Genomic DNA, 19,877 nt, shown 5'->3' with positions numbered 1-19,877 from the left:
GAGCCGCCCGAAGGTACCCACCACCGACACGGACTGCGGCGGCTCGCCCGCTAGCGGCGTGTAGACGAAGGTGACAGTATTGCGGCCGCGGCTAGCGTCTGGATCGTCGGGATTGCGGTAGCTGTCGATGAGCGGAAACCGCCAGGCTTCGGCAATGCGAGCGCGCGGATCGTCGCTGGCGAAGCAATTCTTGTAGTTATGGCGCGCGTCGGCATTGGTGCGGGCCAAGTAGCGGACGCAGTGGTTAAGGATGGCGGTATCGGATTGAGCGGCAGTGGTAGGCGCGGCCATCGCCCAAGCAGCGCTCGGTTGCCATGCTCCTCACCCTAGCCCGGACGCCGGCTGCTACCCATTGAGAAAGTTTCGCTGCGATCGCACGATTTGTCGGCAGGCGCTAGCGCGCTGGCTCCCTGAGGGCGCTCACAACTGCAGCTGGGTAACGGCAATGTCGCCCGAGAAGCAAACGTCCACATCCGTGCCGGGGGCGTGATCGCGCTGGCTGTAGTCGCCGGTGTAGTAGTACTGGTTGCCCCAGGCGCGGTACTGGACCGGCAGCGGCTGAGTGCTGGGCGGGCAAAAAACGAGCTGCGGCTCGGGGCTTCCGGGGGCCGGATGGGGCAAATTGACGTTCCAGAAGCCGCCCGGCGGCAGCGATCGCCGGCCCAGCTCGGCCAGAACGGCCGCCGCTCGCTGCTGGGCTGCCATCCAGTCAATGGCGGCTTGCGGTCGCACGTATTGCGATAGGGCCACGCCGGGGACGCCTAGGGTAGCTGCCTCCCGGACGGCCGCCACTGTTCCGGAGGCGTAGGTGTCCACGCCCAAATTGCCCCCAGCATTGATGCCCGAGAGCACCCATTCCACCTCAAGGTCCAAAGCCTTAATGGCCAGGCGCACGCAATCGGCGGGCGTGCCCGCCACGCTGTACTCGCTCGCCGAGCGCGGCTGGAGTGCAATGGGGGCCTGGGTAGTGACTTGGTGCCCGCAGCCCGATAGGCGCGCTTGCGGCGCCACGAGCGCGCCCTGGTTGCCCACTGCTTGCTGCAGCGCGCGGATGCCGGGCGCGTCGATGCCATCGTCATTCGTTAGGACCCAAACCAATGCTTCCCCCGCAATGCGCACCCAGGACCGGCACAACGTCCTGCGATAGGATAAAGGCGCTGGCTTGCCGAGCGCAAAACATGCCCCAAGCCCTCCGCTGGCTGGCACCCGCCGCCGTGATCGCCACCATTGCAACGGCCGCGCCCTCGCCCGCCGTCGCCCAGCCATCTTCACCCCAACCAGCACCCAACACCCTCAGCGTCACCGGCCATGGAACCGAGCGCATCCCCGCGCAGAAAGCCCAGGTCAGGCTCGGGGTGGAGCTGCAAGACGAAACCGCCCAGCAAGTGCAGCAGCGCGTGGCCGAGCGCACTGCCGCAGTCGTGGAGGTGCTGCGCCAGCGAGAGGTCAAGCGGTTGCAAACCCAAGGGGTCAGCCTGCGGCCGCGCTACCAAGAAACTGACAGCCAGCGCCAGCTAGTGGGCTACCGCGGCAGCAACACGGTCAGCTTCCGGACCGATGCGGATGAGACGGGCGCCATTCTGGATGCCGCAGTCCAAGCGGGCGCCACCCGCATCGAGCAAGTCAATCTGACCGCAACGCAAGATGCGATCGCCGAGGCGCGCCAGCAAGCGCTGCGCGAAGCCGTCCGCAATGCGCGGCAACAGGCCCAAGCGGTTTTGGACGAGCTGGGCTTGAGCCAGCAAGAGGTGCGGCGCATTCAAATCCAAGATGCCGATGCACCGCGACCGCGCCCGCTGGCGGCCGCAGCTGCTCGGGCCGAGACAGCCAATGCCGCCACCCCTGTTGTCGGCGGCGAGCAAGCAGTTGAGGCAGCCGTGACCCTCGAAATCGGCTACTGAGCTCAAAACTCGGCCGCGTCGTAGCCCTCGACCGCGCTGGCATCGGCCTCGCGCTTGCCCCCCAGCAGCTCCATCCGGTTGACGCGGATGACGGGCTTGGAGCGACTGGCGCCCGTCTGGCGATCGGTCCAGCTATCGATTTTGAGGGCCCCCTCAATGCCCAGCAGCTTGCCCTTTTGCACGTAGTTGGCAGCCACCTCGGCATTGCGGTTCCACATCTCCAGGTGGAACCAGTCGGGCTTGTCGCTGTTGCGGCTACGCCGATCCACAGCCAGCGGCAAATTGCAGACGACGCTGCCGGACTCGAAGTACTTAACGTCGGGATCGGCCCCGGCCCGGCCGACCAAATTGACGGTGTTGAGGCTCATGCGCTCGCTCCTTGCAACCCTGGCAGCTCGATTATAGCGGCCCCTACAGTGGCAATTGACGATCGCGTAAGATGGCAAGGAGCAATCGTGAAGTTGGATAGGGGGAACCGCGTGGGGTGGTTGGAGCGCATTTCGTTCGGTCGCCTGTCCCTGAACCGCTTGTCGCGGGACGTGGGCATCGATTTGGGGACAGCTAACACCTTGGTGTTCGTCACTAACAGCGAGGACATCCTGGATGAACCCTCGGTGGTGGCCATCGATAAAAACACCCAGGAGGTATTGGCCATCGGCCAGCAAGCCAAGGCCATGCTGGGCCGGACGCCCGAGAACATAGTAGCCTTGCGGCCGCTGCGCGATGGCGTGATCGCGGACTTTGAGAGCGCCGAGCTCATGCTGCAGCAGTTCATCCGCAAGGCGCTCAACGGTCGGTCGCTGTTTCGACCGCGCATTGCCATCGGCATTCCCTCGGGCGTGACCGGCGTGGAGCGGCGCGCCGTGATGGAAGCGGCGTCGCAAGCAGGCGCCCGCGAGGTCTTTTTGCTGGATGAACCCATTGCGGCCGCCATTGGGGCAGGCCTGCCGGTGGACGAACCGGTGGGAAGCATGCTGGTGGACGTGGGCGGCGGTACCACTGAGGTGGCCGTATTGAGCCTGCAGGGCACGGTCCTGAGCGAGTCCGTGCGGGTGGCTGGCAACGAGCTCAGCGAAGCGATCGCCCAGTACATGAAAAAGGTTCACAACTTGGTGGTGGGCGAGCGCACCGCCGAGGACATCAAAATTCAGGTGGGCTCGGCCTATCCCAGCGAGGCCAACGACGCAGCCCAGATGCAGGTGCGGGGACTGCATCTGTTTTCGGGGCTGCCGCGCAATGTCACGCTCAAGGGCCCCGAGATTCGCGAGAGCATGTCGGAGCCGCTGGCCGCGATCGTCGAGGCTGTCAAGCGGACCCTAGAGCGGACCCCGCCCGAGCTCTCGGCCGACATCATCAACCGCGGCATTGCCCTGACCGGTGGCGGAGCGCTGCTGAGCGGCTTGGACGAGCTGATCGCGCACGAAACCGGCATTGAGACCTACGTCGCCGAGGATCCGTTGCGCTGCGTCGTTCGCGGAACCAGCCAGGTCCTGGGGCGCTTTGACGAGCAAAATCTGGCACGCCTGTTCAGCGAGCGCTCGAGCGCCCGATAGACCGACCGGCTATGTTTGCGGTGGTTCGCTGGTGGCGCCAGCATGCGGTTAAAGCCCTCTTGGTTGGCCTGGTCCTGGTAGGCGCGTGGGGGATGCGCCAAACGCAGGCGGGCCTGCTGGTTGAGCTCTACCAAACCGTAACGCGGCCGCTGCAGCTGCGCCCCACGCCCCAAGAGCGCATTACCAGCGCCCGCATTCAAGAACTGCAAGCGCGCGTTGCCGAGCTCGAGAGCCAGAACCAGAAACTTGAGAAGCTGCTAGCTTTTGCCCAGAACCAGAGCAATGCCACTATCGCTGCGCCCATCATCGGGCGCAGTGCGGATCGCTGGTGGCAGCAGCTGACCCTAGGGGCGGGCCGAAGCGATGGCATCGAAGCGGGCGATACGGTTAAAGGCTATGGCGGGCTGGTGGGTCGCATCATTGCGGTAACGCCGCATACGAGTCGCGTCCGGCTCGTGAGCGATCCCGAAAGTCAGGTGGGAACTACCATCAGCCGCAGCCGCCATATGGGTGTCCTGCAGGGCCAGGGCACCGATCGCGCCGTCATGCGCTTTTTCGACAAGCGCCCCGACGTCAAATCCGGTGATGTGGTGGTCACCTCCCAAGCCAGCCGACTGTTCCCGCCGGGAATTCCGCTGGGAAAGGTTCGTTCAGTTACCGAGCAGGGCAAGGCCGTACCATCAGCCCAGGTGGAGCTGACAGCCCCCATTCGCAACCTGGAATGGGGGTTTGTCAAGCCCTTCGACCCCGCAAGCAACGATGCGGCCTCCTGAAACGGTGCTGCCGATGCTGGGAAACCATCGCTTGCTCGATTTGGCCGTCACGCCAGGCTCGGCGCTCGCCTGCGCCCTGCTCATGCTAGCCCGTTGGCCGGGGGCCCAGCTGCTGGGACTGGGCCCGTACTGGTTGCTGATTTGGGTCGTTGCCTGGAGCCTCAAGCGCCCGGCTTGGCAAGGCGGCGTTGCAGGCCTTGCCTTGGGTTGGGTCCAAGATGGGCTGAGTGCGGCCTCACCGGCACACGCCCTGAGCCTGGCGATTGTCGGTTTTTTGAGCGGCCGCCTGGGGCAAGCGCGTGCCTTCCGCGCGGACGCGATCGCCGTCGTCTTAGTGACGTTTGCCATGACCGGTGTTGCCGAGACGGTGATGGCGCTCCAGCACGGCATTGCCCACCCCGACCGCCTGGGCGAGCTTTGGGTTCGCTACCAGGTGATCGCACTCGTCTCAGCCCTGCTGAGCGCGCTCTGGGCCCCTGCCGTGTACTATCCGCTCGACTGTTGGTGGCGCCGCGTCGCCCGCCGGGCGCAGGCTTGAGCGCGGATCAGCCAATGGCAACCGGCATGCTCAGCCGCTCCCAAGCCCTTCCTTGGTAGCCGTAGTCGAACGACTGCGGGTGCAGCATTTCGGCCAGGATCTCCAGCGAGTCGACCAAGCGCGGGCCGGGTCGGTTGAAGTAGGCGTTGCCATCGGCAATGCAGACAGCGTTGTTGCGGACGGCTTGCAGCTGCAACCACCCAGGCTGCTGGAGCAAGCTTTGCGCTGCCTGGCGGGTGCGGCTCAGATCGAAGCCGCAGGGCATGACGACGATCACTTCCGGATCGGCTTGGTAGAGCGCCTGCCACGATAGGTAGGGCGAGCGATCACCGGGCGTGCCCAGAGCGGGCCGAGCGCCGGCCAGCCGGGCTAGCTCCGGGATCCAGTTGCCCGCTGCCATGAGCGGATCGGTCCACTCCAGCAAGGCAACGCGCGGGTGATCGGGGGGCTCGAGCGTCTCAATCGTTTGGGTGCAGGCATCAACGCGCGCCTGCAGATCCGTTAGCGTCGGGCTTGCATCGACCCCCAACTCGCCCGCCAGGGCCTCGATATCGCGCCAGACCTCGCTCAGCGTCGTAGCCCGCAGCGTCACGATCTGGGGCTGGTTGCCCGTGAACTCGGCCAGCGCCGCTTGCACCTCGCCCAGGCTGACAGCGCAGGCATCGCACTGATCTTGCGTCACGACGTGCGTGGGCTGAAGCCGCTGCAGCGCCGCCGCATCGACCTGGTACAAGCTCAGGGCCGACTCGACCAGGTTGCGTACGTCGGCATCGATGGCGCTGCTGGCCTGGTCCCCGTCGAGGAGGGCGCGGGTACAAACCGGCAGCGATTGCACCTGCGGCGGAAAGTCGCATTCGTGCGAGCGTCCCACCAAGGCCTCACTCAGTCCCAGGGCGGCGACCGTTTCGGTGGCAGCCGGCAGCAGCGAAACGATGCGCAAATCTTGGCTCATGGGTCTCCATCCTGCTTCCGCTTCTAACCTAGCGGCTCGGCCGAGCTGAAGGCTTCCGCCCGAGCGCTGGTTTGGCTGGCTCCCTCGGTGCGCTACAATAATGGGCCGTTTTTGCGTGCCACTGCCAGACGAGCGATCGCTATGTCCCGATACACTGGTCCGCGCCTGCGCGTTACGCGCCGCCTGGGCGATCTGCCCGGGCTGACGCGCAAGACGCCGCGCCGCTCCTACCCGCCCGGCCAGCACGGCCAACAGCGCCGCAAGCGCTCGGAGTACGCCGTCCGGCTCGAGGAAAAGCAGAAGCTGCGCTACAACTACGGCGTCACCGAGCGGCAGCTGATGAACTACGTCCTCCAGGCGCGCCGCGAGACGGGCTCGACCGGCCAGCGCCTGCTGGAGCTGCTGGAGATGCGGCTGGACAATACCACCTTTCGGCTGGGCCTGGCCCCGACCATTCCGGCAGCGCGCCAGTTCGTCAATCACGGGCACGTCCTAGTTAACGGGCGCGCCACCGACATCCCCAGCTACCGCTGCCAGCCCGGCGATGTCATCGCCGTGCGCGATCGCGATCGCTCCCGCCGCCTGGCCGAGCAGAACCTGGAGTTCCCGGGCTTGGCCAACCTCCCCAGCCACCTCGAGTTCGACAAAAACACCCTCACCGGCAAGGTCAACGGCGCCATCGAGCGGGAGTGGGTCGCGCTTGAGGTCAACGAACTGCTGGTGATCGAGTACTACTCCCGCAAGATGTAACCCCGCTCGGGCGACCGGTGCGCGCGCCCGTACCTTGGTTGGGGCTATGACCGCCTCCGCTGCCCGTGCCGGTTATACGCTGCCCGTGTTTGCCTGTGCCGCTGCCGTGGCGGCGCTGCGCTGCCTGCGCGGCCGAGCGGCGCCCGAGTCGGTCGAGCTGGATCTGATCCGCCCCGAGCGCGCGGCCGAGATTGCCATCGAGCAAGCGGCCCCCTTACCCAACGGCGAGGCGCTGGCGATCGCACGCAGCGAGCCGGGCGACAACCTGGACCTGACGCGCGGCACCCCGGTGTGGGCCCTGGTGGGCTGGCAACCCCCAGCCGAGGCAGCAGCGCAGCCCGTGCGCCTAGAGGGGGGTGAGGGCATCGGCCGCCGCGCGCAAGCCGGGGGTGAGGCCGCCATTTACGGTTACGCTCGGCAGCTGATCGAGCGCAACCTGGCGCGCGAGCTGGCAGCCGGCGAGGGCGTGCGCGTCGCGATCGTGCTGCCCCAGGGGCGCCAGCTCGCCGAGCGCACCTCCAACGCGGCCTTCGGCGTAGTCGAGGGGCTATCGCTGCTGGGGACCAGTGGCATCGCCCACCCTACTAGCGCCCCCGAGCGCTTGCAGGCCTGCCGGGCCGAGGTGGAAGCAAAAGCCGCGCGCTTTAACTGTCTGGCTTTCTGCATTGGGGAAAACGGGTTGGATCTGGCGCAGCAGTGGGGCCTCAACCCCGAGCAGCTGGTCAAAACGGCCAACTGGTTGGGGCCGCTGCTGGTGGCGGCAGGCGCGCAGGGGCTCTCGGGACTGCTGCTGGTGGGCTACCACGGCAAGCTCATCAAGCTGGCGGGCGGCATCTTTCACACTCACCATCACCTGGCCGACGGGCGCCTGGAGACGCTGGCGGCCTACGGCGTCCGCTGCGGGCTGCCGCTGCCGGTGCTGCAAGCCCTAGCCGATAGTGCCACGGCCGAGGCCGCCCTACAGCAGCTGCGCCAGCGGGACAGTCAGTTGGGGACTCAGGTGGTAGCCGAGCTCTACGGTGCGCTAGCTGCCGCCATCGACCGGCGCGCCCAGGCCTACATCCGCAACTACGCTCAGCACCAGCCCCAGGTGGGCTCGCTGCTATTCGATCGCGGGCGCCAAGCTATTGCCAGCAGTACCAACGCCCGCCATCTGTGGCCCCAGCTGTGCTAGCGTAGCGCTATCTTTCGCTATTCTTAATGTTTTGCCCTCGCCGCTAGCGCCGTGACTGCCTCGACCCAAACCAACCTAGCCTCCGCTCCCCAAGTTCCGGAGGCGGCGCGCCGGGATACCATCGCCATCCTGGACTTTGGTTCCCAGTACGCGCAGCTCATCGCCCGCCGCGTCCGCGAGGCCAACGTCTACTCTGAGGTCCTGCCCTACAGCACCAGCGCCGAGCAGCTGCGGCGCTTGCAGCCCAAAGGCATCATCCTCTCGGGCGGCCCCAGCTCGGTCTATGACGAGGGCGCTCCCCAAACCGATCCCGCCATTTGGGATCTGGCGGTTCCTATCGTTGGGGTCTGCTACGGCATGCAGGTCATGGTGCAGCAGCTCGGCGGCGAGGTCGAGCGCGCTCAGAACGCCGAATACGGCAAGGCTAATCTCTATCTGGATCGCTCGGCCGGCTGGCTGGCCGGCGTTGCCGATGGCACCACTATGTGGATGAGCCACGGCGATGCCTGCCGGCAGCTGCCGCCGGGCTTTGAGGTCTGGGCGCACACAGTCAATACCCCCTGCGCCGCGATCGCCGCGCCCCAACGGCAGCGCTACGGCGTCCAGTTTCACCCCGAGGTGGCGCACTCAGTCGGCGGCCGCGCCCTGATTCGCAACTTCGTCTGCGACATTTGCCAGTGCGAACCCAACTGGACGCCCGAGACCTTTATCGATGAAGCCGTGCGCGAGATCCGCGCCAAAATGGGCGGCAAGCGCGTGCTGCTGGCGCTATCGGGCGGGGTAGACTCCTCCACTTTGGCCTTTTTGCTGCGCCAAGCCATCGGCGATCGGCTCACCTGCCTGTTCATCGATCAGGGCTTCATGCGCGAGGGCGAGCCCGAGCGGCTGATGCAGGTCTTTCGGCAGCAGCTGCGCATCCCGGTCACCTACGTGGACGCCCGTGATCGCTTTCTGGCGCAGCTCGCCGGGGTCACCGATCCCGAACGCAAGCGGCACCTCGTCGGCCGCGAGTTTATCAACGTGTTTGCCGAGCAGTCCCGGAAGCTGGGCCCGTTCGACTACCTGGCGCAAGGCACGCTCTATCCGGATGCCATCGAATCGGCCCAGAGCGCCTCCCAGGCCCAAACGGGCGAGCGCGCGACCGTCAAGATCAAAAGCCACCACAACGTCGGCGGCCTCCCCGAGAACTTGGGCTTCGATTTGGTCGAGCCGCTGCGCAAGCTGTTCAAAGACGAAGTGCGCCAAGTTGCCCGCACCCTGGGCTTGCCCGAGGACATTGTCAGCCGCCATCCGTTTCCGGGGCCGGGATTGGCCATCCGCATCCTGGGCGAAGTGACTGCCGAGCGCCTGGCTATCCTGCGCGCCGCGGATCGCATCGTGCGGGAGGAGGTCAAGCACCATGGCCTCTACAGCGACATTTGGCAGGCTTTTGCCGTGCTGCTGCCGGTCCGCACGGTGGGCGTCATGGGCGATCGCCGCACCTACGCCCATCCGGTGGTGCTGCGGCTGATCGCCAGCGAAGATGGCATGACCGCCGATTGGGCCCGCGTCCCCTACGCGCTGCTGGAGGCAATCGCCAACCGTATCGTCAACGAGGTCAGCGGCGTCAACCGCGTTGCCTACGACATCACCTCCAAGCCGCCCGGCACGATCGAGTGGGAGTGAGCGCGCCCATTTTACGATCGCAACCGCACCCCCATTGCCCGATTCGCCCATGAATGCCGACAGCGTTTTTCAGTACCTGCAGCAAGGAGCCCGCATTGCGCTGGGCGTGACCACCTCGTTGGGAGAAACCCTGCAAGATCCCCAGCAGCGGGAGCAGCTCGTCGCCGCGCTCAGCCAACAGCTCAGCGAGAAAGCCCAGGAGTTTTCCCAAAAAGGGGAAGTGACCGAGCGCGAGGCGCGCCAGCAGCTCGAGCGCTGGCTCGACGGGCAAGCCCAGCAGGGCAGCAACTCGCCCGAGCAGCCGAGCGCCGCCACGGCATCCCCACCACCGTCCGCCGCTGCCCCTGCCAGCACCCAGGACGAGATCCGCCAGATGATCGAGACGCTGGGGACCCTGCGCGGCGAGCTGGCGCGCTACCGCCAGTCAGGCGGCTAGCGCCCGCAGCTGCTTACAAAAACGCGTCTGCCTCGCGCCGAGCTGGCTGCCCGAATAGCGCCTGGCAGGCAATGGCTTGTGCCGGCGGCATCTGCCCGTAGGCAAACACCGCCGCCGCATGGGCCGGCCGCCACTGGCGCAGCCACTGCCAAACGTAGGGGCTGCCATAGACCGCCACGGCCTGCACCGGCGCCCGGGCCAGCAGCTGCTGCAGCTCGCGCTGTTGGGTGGCGCTCAACCCTGCCGTGCCGCGAAAGGGATTGCCGCGCAAAAAGACCTGTAGCAGGATGGGCTCGGCCTCGCTGGCCAATGCCGCCAGCGAGGCCTCGCGATCGAGCAAGCGATGGCGGTAGCCCCACTGCCGCGGCACGGCAACAGCCGGGGCATTGCGGTGCAGAAAGTCGCAATCGAGCGGGTCATCGACCCAGAGCAGGTTTTGCCCGGCGTGGGTGGCGCCATCCGCAAGCGGCACCGGCCCCTCCACTGCCAGGGTCTCGCGCGCGATCGCATCGGCTGTGGCGCGGGCAGCCGGCTGCGCCAGGGTTGCGGTCCAGTCGGGCTGCGGCATCGCCAGGGCGCGCTGCTTGGCCTGCCATAGGCGCGCCAGCGAGGCGTGGATGCGCGATCGCGGGATGCGCCCGGTTGTTACGGCGCGCGCGATGGCCGCGATCGCCGCCTCGGGGTCATCGGGCATGAGCAGCACGTCGGCTCCAGCCTCCACAGCCAGCACCGGAATCTCCTCGCGGACGGCAACCCCTGAGAGTGCGCCCATAACCAGCGCATCGGTGGCAATCAGCCCCTCAAACCCCCACGTTTGGCGCAGCACGCCTGCCAGTACGGTGGGCGACAGCGTAGCCGGGCGCTGGGCATCCCAGGCCGGCACGCTCAGGTGAGCGCTCATGACGGCATCGCTGCCGGCTGCGATCGCGGCCTGGAACGGCGGCAGCTCCAGCTCGGCCAACCGTTGGGGCGACCCTGACAGTACCGGGAGCTGCAAGTGAGAGTCGGCCGCCGTGTCCCCATGCCCGGGGAAATGCTTGGCGGCGGTCAGCACGCCCTGCGCGCGCGCACCGCGCACGAACGCGCCGGCCAAGCGGCTGACTTGGGACGCGCTCTCGCCGAAGGCCCGCACGTTGATAACCGGGTTGTCCGGGTTGTTGTTGACATCCGCGACGGGCGCCAGCACCCAGTTGAGGCCCAAAGCGGCGGCCTCTTGCGCCGTAACAGCCCCCATGCGGTAGGCGTAGGCCTCGCCCTGTTGGGGATCGCGCTCGGCAATGGCGCCAACGGCCATGGGCGGCGGAAACGGAGTGGCACCGCCAAAGCGCTGCCCCACCCCTTCCTCAATGTCGGCCGCCAGCAGCAGCGGCACGCGCGCCCAAGCCTGCAACTGCCGCGTTCGCTGGGCGATCTCGGCGGCACTCCCGCCCAGCAGGAGCACGCCGCCGACGTTGCGATCACGCACCCAATGCCGCAGCGTTGCAGCGTCGGGCTCCCATCCCGGGTAGCGAATCTGATGGTCGAACAGGTGCCCCGAGGCCCGAACGACCACCATCTGCGCGATCTGCTGCTCCAGCGGCAGTTGGGCCCAATCGGGCAGGGCGGCGCTCACCCAGCGGTCCCGTCGCGATCCGCCTCGGCCTCCTCGGCGGGCTGCTGGGCCTCCCGCTGCCGTTGCAGCCGCTCGATTGTCGCCAGCGTCCGCGTCCCGCGCTCCAGCGAGCGGTCTTCGTAAAACACCACCGCCGGGGTCCGCCGCAAGCGGATGCGCTGCCCCAGCTCGCGGCGCACGAAGGCGGTTGACGAGCGCAGCCCGGCCATGGTCTCGCTGCGGGCTTCCTCAGTGCCGTAGATGCTGACAAAGATTTTGGCGTGCTGCAGGTCGCCCGAGACCTCGACGTCCGTCACGCTCACCATGCCGGCCCCCACGCGATCGTCTTTGATGCCATCGAACAGCATCTGGCCCACCTCGCGCTGGATGAGCGAGGCCACGCGAGCCATACGGCGGCTGCTAGCCATAGCAATTCGGTCCTAACGGCCGGCGTACTCCCGTCCCCAGTCTAGATGACGCTGTAGCCCAGCATGGCGCGCAAGGTAAAAAACAAAAACGCCAGGGCGCTAGCCAAGGCACCGATCAGCGCCGTTGCCGTCACCGGCTTGCGCAGCAGCGGCCGCAAGCGATCGAACAGGGCGAAGAAAATGCCAAAACTGATGGCAACCAGGAATTTGGGGAAGCGCGAGATGTTGCGAAGGAGCTCCTGCATGGCCGACGAGCGCGTTAGGGTGTCTTGCCTCACTCGTAGCACACCCTGACGCTGCAGCGAGCAATGGCGGTGGAAGCGTGGTGGCTGCTGGGCCTGGGCGGTCTGCTAGCCGGCGTGCTGTCGGGCGCGTTGGGGGTTGGCGGTGGCGTGGTGAGCGTGCCGCTTGCCGTGGCGCTGGGCTATGCCCCCGTGCAAGCGGTGGCAGCCAGTAACCTCGCCATGGCCGCAGCAGCCCTGGCCGGAAGCGCCGACAACTGGCGCCGCGGCGAGCTCGACTGGCGGCGCGTGGCGGCGCTAGGCCTGCCGGCGATAGCAGCCGCTCAGCTAGGGGCACTGGCCGCCGACCGGCTGCCGGCGGCCGGGCTGCTAGGGATTTTTGTCAGTTTTTTGGCCCTCAACCCGCTGCTGGGGCGCTGGCGCCGGCGCGTGACGCGGCAGGGCCGGCGCACATCTCAGCCCCGCACGCCCCCGGCACTCGCGCGAGCGCTGACCGGCGGGGCGGGCGGCCTCATGGCCGGCGGCCTGGGCGTGGGCGGTGGCATTGTCATGACCCCGCTGCAGGTACTGCTGCTGGGTGCAACCGTCCCGGTTGCGGTCCGCACCAGCTTGGGCGCCATTGCCGTCAACGCGATCGCGGCCAGTGCCGGGCATGCCTGGCAGGGCAACATGCCCTGGGGCATGGGTGCGAGCCTGAGCTTGGGTGGGGTGCTGGGGGCGCCGCTGGGCGCGCGCTTGCTCCCCAAGCTGTACGCCGTCCTGCTAAAAGCCAGCCTCCGGCTCCTGCCGTGGCTGCTGGCCCTGCAGCTGCGCTGGCAGCTCTGGCGCCGCCCCAGCGGCCCGCAACGTCAAAGCGGCCCCCGGTTGCGGGGGCCGCTGGGGCGGTCTTGATGGCTTGCCCGCTTACGCCGGGTGTGCCTGCTGGCTTTCCTCGCCATCCGCGCTCCCCTCCAGGATTTGGCGGATGGAGGCTTTCTCCAACAAGCCCACCAGCGTCCCGTTCTCGCGCACGACCGGGAGCTGCTTCTGCTGCTGGCGCTCCAGCACCATGACAGCTTCCAGCAGCGACAGATCGGATTTGACCGTCGTTTCAATGCCGCCAGGCTGCATGATGTCGCGCACGCACGCCTCAGTCCATTGGGAGGTGGGCACGGTTTTCATGTCATCGACCGGCAGCGTGCCGATGGGGCGACCGGCGCCATCGGTTACCAGGAACTTGCGCCACTGGTTTTGGCCGATGACGTACTCGTTGGCGAACTCGCGCAGGGTAGTCTCGGCCGAGACGATGGGGCTGTTGGGTGTAACGGCATCCTCGGCCGTCAGGCCGCTGAGCTTTTCTTGCACGCTGGCCGATTGCGCCGAGCGCCCCGCATTCTGCAGCAGAAAGAACCCGATCAGCAGCGTCCAGAAGCTGCCAATGGGGCTGACGCCTAGCACGCCCAGGCCACCGATGGCGATCGCCAACCAGCCGATGAGCTGCCCCACGCGGCTGGCAATGAAGATGCCGCGGTAGGGGCTGCCTGTAATTTTCCAAACGGCTGATTTGAGCACGTTCCCGCCATCGAGCGGCAGTCCTGGGATGAGGTTGAACAGGGCCAGGATCAGGTTGATGGTGGCCAGCAGCCAGACCACGGCTGCGAGCGGCCCGCTAACGGGCGTGCCCAACTCGATGGTCTTGAAAGCGCCAAACAGCAGCAGGCTCACGATGGGGCCGGCGATCGCGACCCAAAACGCCCCAGCCGGGGTTTTGGACTCCTCTTCCAGGCTGGCCAGGCCGCCAAACAGAAATAAAGTAATGGATTTAACGTTGATGCCCTGGCGCAGGGCGACAAAGCTGTGGCCGAGCTCGTGGGCCAGCACCGACGCAAAGACCAGCAGCGCCGTTGCCAGTCCCAGCAGCCAGGGCGCGACCGTCCCCAGCTGTGGGAACGCCCCCGCGAGCTGGCCGCCGTAGCTAAGGGTGACCAGCGCCAGCACCAGAAACCACGTCAGATTGATATAAAACGGGATGCCGAATAGGTTCCCGACGCGGATATTGCCGTTCATGCCATTCATGGATTAACTCCTTTTGTTTTGCCAAGAAGCTTAGCTTGCTCCCTAGCAGTATTAACCAATGTAACAAATTGTAAAGATAGATGGCGCAATCGGGCAATGGCATGGCAAGCGGCTTGCTCCAGTACCAGACCCGGCATAATGGGGACAGCGCCAACTGGTGGTGCCCATGAGCGCGCCTGAGTCCCATCCGCCCCAGCACTACCGGCAGCAAGACGCCCAGCAAATCTTGCAGCTCGCCCTGGCGCGCCAAAGCGATGGTGGCGACCTCTCGCGCGAGCAGCTGTTCGAGATGGCGCGCGAGCTGGATGTCCCGCTCGAGCAGTTGCAAGCCGCCGAGCGGGAATGGCTGCAATGGCAAGCTCAAGCGCAACAGCGGGCAGCCTTCGACCGCCACCGTTGGGGGCAGCTCAAGCGGAGCGCCGGTACCTACGCCATCGTCGCTACCTTTTTGATGGCCCTGGATGGCATCGGCAACGGGGCGCTCGATTGGTCGTACTACATCGTGTTGGTCTGGGGCTTGGGCGTGGCGCTCAAGGCGTGGCGGACCTACCAGCTCAGTGGCGAGGCCTACGAACGCGCCTTTCGGGCCTGGGCGGGCCGGCGCCAGATCGCGCGGTCGGTGCACCGGCTTTGGGACCGCATGCGGCAGGCGTTATAGCCCCAGAGCGCCCTGACGGCGGCCGCTCTGGGCGGCGCAGGCTTCGTTATACTGGCAGGCTGGAATCAGCGGCCCCACCGGCTCCCGCACCACCATGCAGCCCAGCGATCCCAACCAATTCAGCGACCTTGCCTGGGACGCGATCGTCGACTCCCAAGAGGTTGCGCGCAGCTTTCGCAACCAGCAGCTCGAGGTCGAGCACGTCGTGCTGACGCTGCTGGCGCAAGAAGGGCTGGCAGCACAAGTGCTGGAAGCGCAAAACCTAGATGCGGAGCGCTTTCGGCACAAGCTGGAGGCCTTTACCGATCGCCAGCCCAAGGTGGCCGAGGTGGATCAGCTCTATCTGGGCCGGGGCTTGGATCGCTTGCTCGACCGGGCCGAGGCGCTGCGCCAGCAGGAGCAGGCCGAGGTCATTGGCGTCGAGCACTTGCTGCTGGCCTTTGGCGAGGACGAGCGCGTGGGGCAGCGCCTGCTAGCTAGCTTTGAGCTCGAGCCCCAAGACATTGAGGCTGTTATTGCCGAGGCGCGCCGCCAGCCCCAACGCGAGGAGCAGACGGCCCCCTCGGAATCGCCCTCGGAGGCTCAGTCCCAGCAGAGCGCGCTCGATAAGTACGGTCGCGACCTCACCGAGCAGGCGCGCGCCGGCGAGCTGGATCCGGTCATCGGCCGCGACGACGAAATCCGCCGCGTCATTCAAGTGCTCTCGCGGCGCTCCAAGAACAACCCCGTTCTCATCGGCGAGCCCGGGGTGGGCAAAACCGCCATTGCCGAGGGCCTCGCCCAGCGCATCGTCAACGGCGACATCCCCGAATCGCTCAAGGACCGCCGGCTGATCTCGCTGGATATGGGCAGCCTCATTGCCGGGGCCAAGTACCGCGGCGAGTTCGAGGACCGGCTGCGCTCGGTGCTGCGCGAGGTCACCCAGGCCGAGGGCTACGTGGTGCTGTTCATCGACGAGCTGCAAACGGTGATCGGCACCGGCTCGACTCAAGGCGCGATCGACGCAGGCAACCTGCTCAAACCCATGCTGGCGCGCGGTGAGCTGCGCTGCATTGGCGCCACCACCCTGGACGAGTACCGCAAAAACATCGAAAAAGATCCGGCCTTCGAGCGCCGCTTCCAGCAGGTCTATGTCGATCAGCCCGAGGTGGAGGACACCATCTCCATCTTGCGCGGCCTCAAAGAGCGCTACGAGGTCCACCACGGCGTCAAGATCGCCGATGCCGCCCTAGTTGCGGCGGCGACGCTCTCCCACCGCTACGTCACTGATCGCTTCCTGCCGGATAAGGCCATCGATCTGGTCGATGAGGCCGCCGCCAAGCTCAAAATGGAGATTACCTCCAAGCCCGCCGAGCTCGAGACCATCGACCGCCGGTTGATGCAGCTGCAAATGGAGCAGTTCTCGCTGGCTGGCGAAGCCGACGAGCAGCCCGGCCGCTCGGCAGCCTATCGCGCCTCGCGCGAGCGCCTCGAGCGCATCGAGCGCGAAATTGAAGAACTGCAGCAGCGGCAGGCCACGCTCTCGTCCCAGTGGCAGGCCGAAAAGCAGATGCTGGAGGACATCAACGCGCTCAAAGAAGAAGAAGACCAACTGCGGGTCAAAATCGAGCAGGCCGAGCGCCAGTACGACCTCAACCAAGCTGCGCAGCTCAAATACGGCCGCTTGGAAGGCCTGCAGCAGCAGCGCGAAGCCAAAGAAAGCCAGCTGTTGGAGTTGCAGTCCCAGGGCAAGGCCCTACTGCGCGAGCAGGTCACCGATGAAGACGTGGCCGAGATTGTGGCGCGCTGGACCGGCATTCCGGTCAACAACCTGCTCGAGTCCGAGCGCCAGAAGCTGCTGCGCCTGGAAGGGCACCTGCAGGAGCGCGTCATCGGGCAAGTGGAAGCGGTCGCAACGGTATCCGCCGCCATCCGCCGCGCCCGCGCCGGCATGAAAGACCCCGAGCGCCCCATCGGCTCGTTCCTGTTCCTAGGCCCCACCGGGGTGGGCAAAACCGAGCTGGCCCGCGCCATCGCGCAGTTTCTGTTCGATAGCGACGAGGCGCTGGTGCGCATTGACATGTCCGAGTACATGGAAAAGCACGCCGTATCGCGCCTGGTGGGGGCGCCACCGGGTTACGTGGGCCATGAAGAAGGCGGCCAGCTCTCGGAGCAGATCCGGCGCCGCCCCTACTCGGTGGTGCTGCTGGATGAGATGGAAAAAGCCCATCCCGATGTGTTCAACATCCTGCTGCAGGTGCTCGATGACGGCCGCATCACCGACTCCCAGGGCCGGACGGTCGACTTTCGCAACACCATCATCATCATGACCAGCAATGCCGGCAGCGAGACGATCGCCAACATGGCGAGCGAGGGCAGCAGCTACGCCGATATGCAAAAGCAGGTGATGCGATCGCTGCACTCGGAGTTTCGGCCCGAATTTCTCAACCGCATCGACGATTTGATCTTGTTCCACACGCTCGATCGGGACGAATTGCGCCAGATTGTGGAGCTGCAACTGCGGCGCGTGGAGGGGTTGCTGGCCGAGCAAAACATCTCGCTGGAGCTATCGGCGGCAGCCCAGGATCGCCTCGCCAGCATGGGCTACGATCCGGTGTACGGGGCGCGCCCGCTCAAGCGCGCCATCCAGCGCGAGCTGGAGACCCCCATCGCGACCAAGATTCTCGAAAACACCTTCACCGAGGGCGATACGATCGTCATCGACTGCAGCGACAGCGAGCTGACCTTCAGCCGCAAAGATCGCGGCTCGGTGCCGCTGGCTGAGCCGCAAGCGGCATCTTGAGTCGTGCGGAGACTCTCCGCGCAGCTGCCGGGCTAGGACCGAGGAGTCGGAGCAAGCAAGGAAGCGCTATGACCGTACTGGAACAAGGAAAGATCTCCATCCACAGCGAGAACATCTTTCCCATCATCAAAAAATCGCTCTATACCAATCACGAGATCTTCCTACGCGAGCTGATCTCCAATGCCGTCGATGCCATCGGCAAGCTGCAGACCCTGATTCGCTCGGGCGAGGTCACCCAGCAAGTGGGCGATCCTGAAATTGCGATCGCCCTTGATAAGGACAACAAAAAGCTCTCGGTCACCGATAACGGCATCGGCATGACGGCCGAGGAGATCAAAAAATACATCAACCAAGTGGCGTTCTCCAGCGCTGAAGAATTCGTCCAAAAGTACCAAGACAGCGCCGACCAGCTCATCGGCCACTTTGGGTTGGGCTTCTACTCCTGCTTTATGGTGGCCGAGCGCGTGGAGATCGACACGCTCTCCTATCAGGAAGGCGCCCAAGCCGTGCACTGGACCTGCGACGGCTCGCCCGACTTTAGCCTGGAAGAATCCGCGCGCGAGCAAATCGGAACGACAGTGACGCTAACGCTGCTGGACGAAGAAACCGAGTACCTCGAGCCCCAACGCATCCGGCAGCTGGTCAAAACCTACTCCGACTTCATGCCCGTTCCCATCAAGCTGGAGGGGGAGACGATCAACCGGCAGCGCGCGATCTGGAAAGAGTCGCCGCAAAACCTGACCGAGCAGGACTATCTCGATCTCTACCGCTACCTCTACCCCTACCAAGACGATCCGCTGCTTTGGGTGCATCTCAACACTGACTATCCGTTTTTGCTTAACGGCATTCTCTACTTCCCCAAACTGCGGCCCGATGTGGATGTCAGCCAGGGGCAGATCAAGCTGTTTTGCAACCAGGTCTTTGTCACCGACCATTGCGAAGAGATTATTCCTGAGTTTTTGATGCCGCTGCGCGGCGTTATTGACAGCACCGACATTCCGCTCAACGTCTCGCGCAGCGCGCTCACCAGCAACCGCACGGTCCGGCGGATCTCGGACTACATCACCCGCAAGATTGGCGATCGGCTCAAGTCGCTCTACAACGAAAACTTTGACGAGTACGTCCGCTGCTGGCAGGACATTGGCACCTTCGTCAAGTTTGGCGTCATGAAAGATGACAAGTTCAAAAAACAGGTCAAGGATCTAGTCATCTTTCGCACCACTGCCGATGCCAGCGCGCTCGATGGCGGCGGTAGTGCGCCGGCCGAGTCGAGCGACCCGACCCAGTCTGAGAGCGAGAGCGACGACCCCTGGCAGGAGTCGGGCAGCACCGCCGCTCAATCTCAGCCCAGCGAGCGATCAACCCAGAGCTCGCAGCCGCCGCATACCACGCTGCAGTCGTATCTGGAGCGCAACAAGGACCGCCACGAAAACCGCGTTTTCTACTGCACCGATCCCACCGCTCAGGCCACCTACGTAGAGCTCTACACCAAGCAGGGCCTCGAGGTCCTGTACATGGACTCATTCATCGACAACAACTACTTCGTTCCTTTTTTGGAACAAGAGTACGAAAACGTTCAGTTCGCGCGCGTCGATGCCGAGATTGACGCCGAGCTGTTCGAAACCGAAGGCGGCGGCGAAATCGTCGATCCCAGCACCAACAAAACCCGCAGCGACCAGGTGCGCGAGCTGTTCGAGCAGGCGATCGACAACGCTAAAGTCAACGTCAAAACGCAGGCGCTCAAAGTGGACGACCCGCAAACAACGCCGCCAGCCATGGTGCTGCTGCCAGAGGCCATGCGGCGCATGCGCGATATGAGCGCCCTCATGCAGCAGCAGCCTGCTGAGTTCCCCGACGAGCACGTGCTGATGGTCAACACCTCCCATCCGCTAATTCAAAACATCGCCAAACTCAGCCAGGGCAGCATCATCCAAGGAGCCGGGCAGTCGCCCTCCGGCGAACTGGCGCACCAGCTCTGCCGCCACGTTTACGACCTAGCCTTAATGGCCCAAAAAGGCTTCGACCCCGAGGGCATGACCGGGTTCGTCCAGCGCTCCAACCAGGTGCTGACGCGGCTGACCCAGTAGCGGCCTGCGATAGGATGAAGGACTGCATTAACATCAGCCGAGCGAACCATGCCACGCCGATGCCAACTCACTGGGAAGACGTCCAACAACGCCTACAAAGTCTCCCACTCCAACCGGCACACCAAGCGGCGCCAGCACGCCAACTTGCATACCAAGCGCGTCTGGTGGCCCGAGGGCAACCGCTGGGTCAAGCTGCGCCTCTCCACGCGCGCCATCCGCACCATGCAAAAAAAGGGCGTTCACCGCATGGCTCAGCAGATGGGGATTGACCTCAACAAGGCCTAAGCCGCCG

At 65.4% G+C, this 19,877-nt stretch carries 21 protein-coding genes; 13 read left to right on the top strand and 8 right to left on the bottom strand.

Annotated elements, in window-relative coordinates; translation table 11 throughout:
• Both BRC58_06750 and BRC58_06745 read right to left on the bottom strand, forming a co-directional pair.
• Nucleotides 1-291, bottom strand: a 291-nt coding sequence (locus tag BRC58_06750; protein PSP17281.1) for a hypothetical protein, incomplete at its 3' end; no start/stop codon positions are given.
• A gap of 129 nt (nt 292-420) precedes the next feature.
• The gene (locus BRC58_06745; GenBank protein PSP17284.1) at nt 421-1,266 is read right to left on the bottom strand and encodes a 5'/3'-nucleotidase SurE; all 846 of its coding nucleotides are present in this window, start codon (nt 1,264-1,266) and stop codon (nt 421-423) included.
• Here BRC58_06745 and BRC58_06740 point away from each other — a divergent pair.
• On the top strand, nt 1,179-1,901 hold the full coding sequence (locus BRC58_06740) for a hypothetical protein (protein PSP17280.1): 723 nt from the start codon (nt 1,179-1,181) through the stop codon (nt 1,899-1,901). The genes BRC58_06745 and BRC58_06740 overlap by 88 nt on opposite strands.
• A gap of 2 nt (nt 1,902-1,903) precedes the next feature.
• On the opposite strand, the gene BRC58_06735 is transcribed toward BRC58_06740, so the two are convergent.
• A complete protein-coding gene (locus tag BRC58_06735) occupies nt 1,904-2,269 on the bottom strand; it encodes a single-stranded DNA-binding protein (protein ID PSP17279.1) in 366 nt (121 codons plus the stop codon).
• A gap of 144 nt (nt 2,270-2,413) precedes the next feature.
• On the opposite strand from BRC58_06735, the gene BRC58_06730 reads away from it, so the two are divergent.
• The 3 genes from BRC58_06730 to mreD are packed head-to-tail and all read left to right on the top strand — an operon-like array spanning nt 2,414 to nt 4,765.
• Nucleotides 2,414-3,454 carry a rod shape-determining protein gene (locus BRC58_06730; GenBank protein ID PSP17283.1) on the top strand — a complete coding sequence of 347 codons (1,041 nt, stop codon included), beginning with the start codon at nt 2,414-2,416 and terminating at the stop codon, nt 3,452-3,454.
• Between the two features lie 11 nt (nt 3,455-3,465).
• Nucleotides 3,466-4,227, top strand: a complete 762-nt coding sequence (locus tag BRC58_06725; GenBank protein ID PSP17278.1) for a rod shape-determining protein MreC — start codon at nt 3,466-3,468, stop codon at nt 4,225-4,227.
• Between the two features lie 13 nt (nt 4,228-4,240).
• The gene (gene mreD / locus BRC58_06720; protein ID PSP17277.1) at nt 4,241-4,765 is read left to right on the top strand and encodes a rod shape-determining protein MreD; all 525 of its coding nucleotides are present in this window, start codon (nt 4,241-4,243) and stop codon (nt 4,763-4,765) included.
• A 7-nt stretch (nt 4,766-4,772) separates the two neighbouring features.
• Here mreD and BRC58_06715 read toward each other — a convergent pair whose 3' ends face one another.
• Nucleotides 4,773-5,717 (bottom strand): cobalamin-binding protein, encoded by a 945-nt coding sequence (locus tag BRC58_06715; GenBank protein ID PSP17276.1) that lies wholly within the window; start codon nt 5,715-5,717, stop codon nt 4,773-4,775.
• Between the two features lie 141 nt (nt 5,718-5,858).
• On the opposite strand from BRC58_06715, the gene rpsD reads away from it, so the two are divergent.
• From rpsD to BRC58_06695, 4 genes are read left to right on the top strand one after another with little or no spacing between them, the layout of a single operon-like run.
• Nucleotides 5,859-6,467: a 30S ribosomal protein S4 gene (gene rpsD / locus BRC58_06710; GenBank protein PSP17275.1), complete on the top strand. Its 609-nt coding sequence runs from the start codon at nt 5,859-5,861 to the stop codon at nt 6,465-6,467.
• Nucleotides 6,468-6,513: 46 nt separating this feature from the next.
• Nucleotides 6,514-7,641: a cobalt-precorrin-5B (C(1))-methyltransferase gene (locus BRC58_06705; protein PSP17274.1), complete on the top strand. Its 1,128-nt coding sequence runs from the start codon at nt 6,514-6,516 to the stop codon at nt 7,639-7,641.
• A gap of 51 nt (nt 7,642-7,692) precedes the next feature.
• The gene (locus tag BRC58_06700; protein PSP17273.1) at nt 7,693-9,306 is read left to right on the top strand and encodes a GMP synthase (glutamine-hydrolyzing); all 1,614 of its coding nucleotides are present in this window, start codon (nt 7,693-7,695) and stop codon (nt 9,304-9,306) included.
• A gap of 49 nt (nt 9,307-9,355) precedes the next feature.
• A complete protein-coding gene (locus tag BRC58_06695; GenBank protein ID PSP17272.1) occupies nt 9,356-9,742 on the top strand; it encodes a hypothetical protein in 387 nt (128 codons plus the stop codon).
• 13 nt (nt 9,743-9,755) lie between these two features.
• On the opposite strand, the gene BRC58_06690 is transcribed toward BRC58_06695, so the two are convergent.
• From BRC58_06690 to BRC58_06680, 3 genes are read right to left on the bottom strand one after another with little or no spacing between them, the layout of a single operon-like run.
• Entirely contained in the window at nt 9,756-11,354 is a 1,599-nt protein-coding gene (locus BRC58_06690) for a beta-glucosidase (GenBank protein ID PSP17271.1), read from the bottom strand.
• On the bottom strand, nt 11,351-11,761 hold the full coding sequence (locus BRC58_06685) for a 30S ribosome-binding factor RbfA (protein ID PSP17270.1): 411 nt from the start codon (nt 11,759-11,761) through the stop codon (nt 11,351-11,353). The genes BRC58_06690 and BRC58_06685 overlap by 4 nt, the downstream gene beginning before the upstream one ends.
• A gap of 41 nt (nt 11,762-11,802) precedes the next feature.
• Nucleotides 11,803-12,006 carry a DUF751 domain-containing protein gene (locus tag BRC58_06680; GenBank protein PSP17269.1) on the bottom strand — a complete coding sequence of 68 codons (204 nt, stop codon included), beginning with the start codon at nt 12,004-12,006 and terminating at the stop codon, nt 11,803-11,805.
• Nucleotides 12,007-12,069: 63 nt separating this feature from the next.
• Here BRC58_06680 and BRC58_06675 point away from each other — a divergent pair, with 63 nt between their 5' ends.
• Complete coding sequence (locus BRC58_06675; protein PSP17268.1) at nt 12,070-12,894, top strand: permease; 825 nt, start codon at nt 12,070-12,072, stop codon at nt 12,892-12,894.
• A gap of 12 nt (nt 12,895-12,906) precedes the next feature.
• On the opposite strand, the gene BRC58_06670 is transcribed toward BRC58_06675, so the two are convergent.
• Entirely contained in the window at nt 12,907-14,049 is a 1,143-nt protein-coding gene (locus BRC58_06670) for a site-2 protease family protein (protein PSP17282.1), read from the bottom strand.
• A 175-nt stretch (nt 14,050-14,224) separates the two neighbouring features.
• Between BRC58_06670 and BRC58_06665 the strand changes: the two genes are divergently transcribed.
• From BRC58_06665 to BRC58_06650, 4 genes are all read left to right on the top strand, one after another.
• Complete coding sequence (locus BRC58_06665) at nt 14,225-14,716, top strand: hypothetical protein (protein ID PSP17267.1); 492 nt, start codon at nt 14,225-14,227, stop codon at nt 14,714-14,716.
• A gap of 94 nt (nt 14,717-14,810) precedes the next feature.
• Nucleotides 14,811-17,498 carry an ATP-dependent chaperone ClpB gene (clpB, locus tag BRC58_06660; GenBank protein PSP17266.1) on the top strand — a complete coding sequence of 896 codons (2,688 nt, stop codon included), beginning with the start codon at nt 14,811-14,813 and terminating at the stop codon, nt 17,496-17,498.
• A 68-nt stretch (nt 17,499-17,566) separates the two neighbouring features.
• Nucleotides 17,567-19,585 carry a molecular chaperone HtpG gene (locus BRC58_06655; protein ID PSP17265.1) on the top strand — a complete coding sequence of 673 codons (2,019 nt, stop codon included), beginning with the start codon at nt 17,567-17,569 and terminating at the stop codon, nt 19,583-19,585.
• 48 nt (nt 19,586-19,633) lie between these two features.
• Complete coding sequence (locus BRC58_06650) at nt 19,634-19,870, top strand: 50S ribosomal protein L28 (protein PSP17264.1); 237 nt, start codon at nt 19,634-19,636, stop codon at nt 19,868-19,870.
• Nucleotides 19,871-19,877: the final 7 nt, after the last annotated feature.

Source organism: Cyanobacteria bacterium QS_8_64_29, assembly GCA_003022125.1.
Lineage (GTDB): Bacteria > Cyanobacteriota > Cyanobacteriia > Cyanobacteriales > Rubidibacteraceae > QS-8-64-29.
The sequence above is the reverse complement of the archived record's forward strand: the minus strand, read 5'-3'. Positions and strand labels throughout refer to the sequence as shown.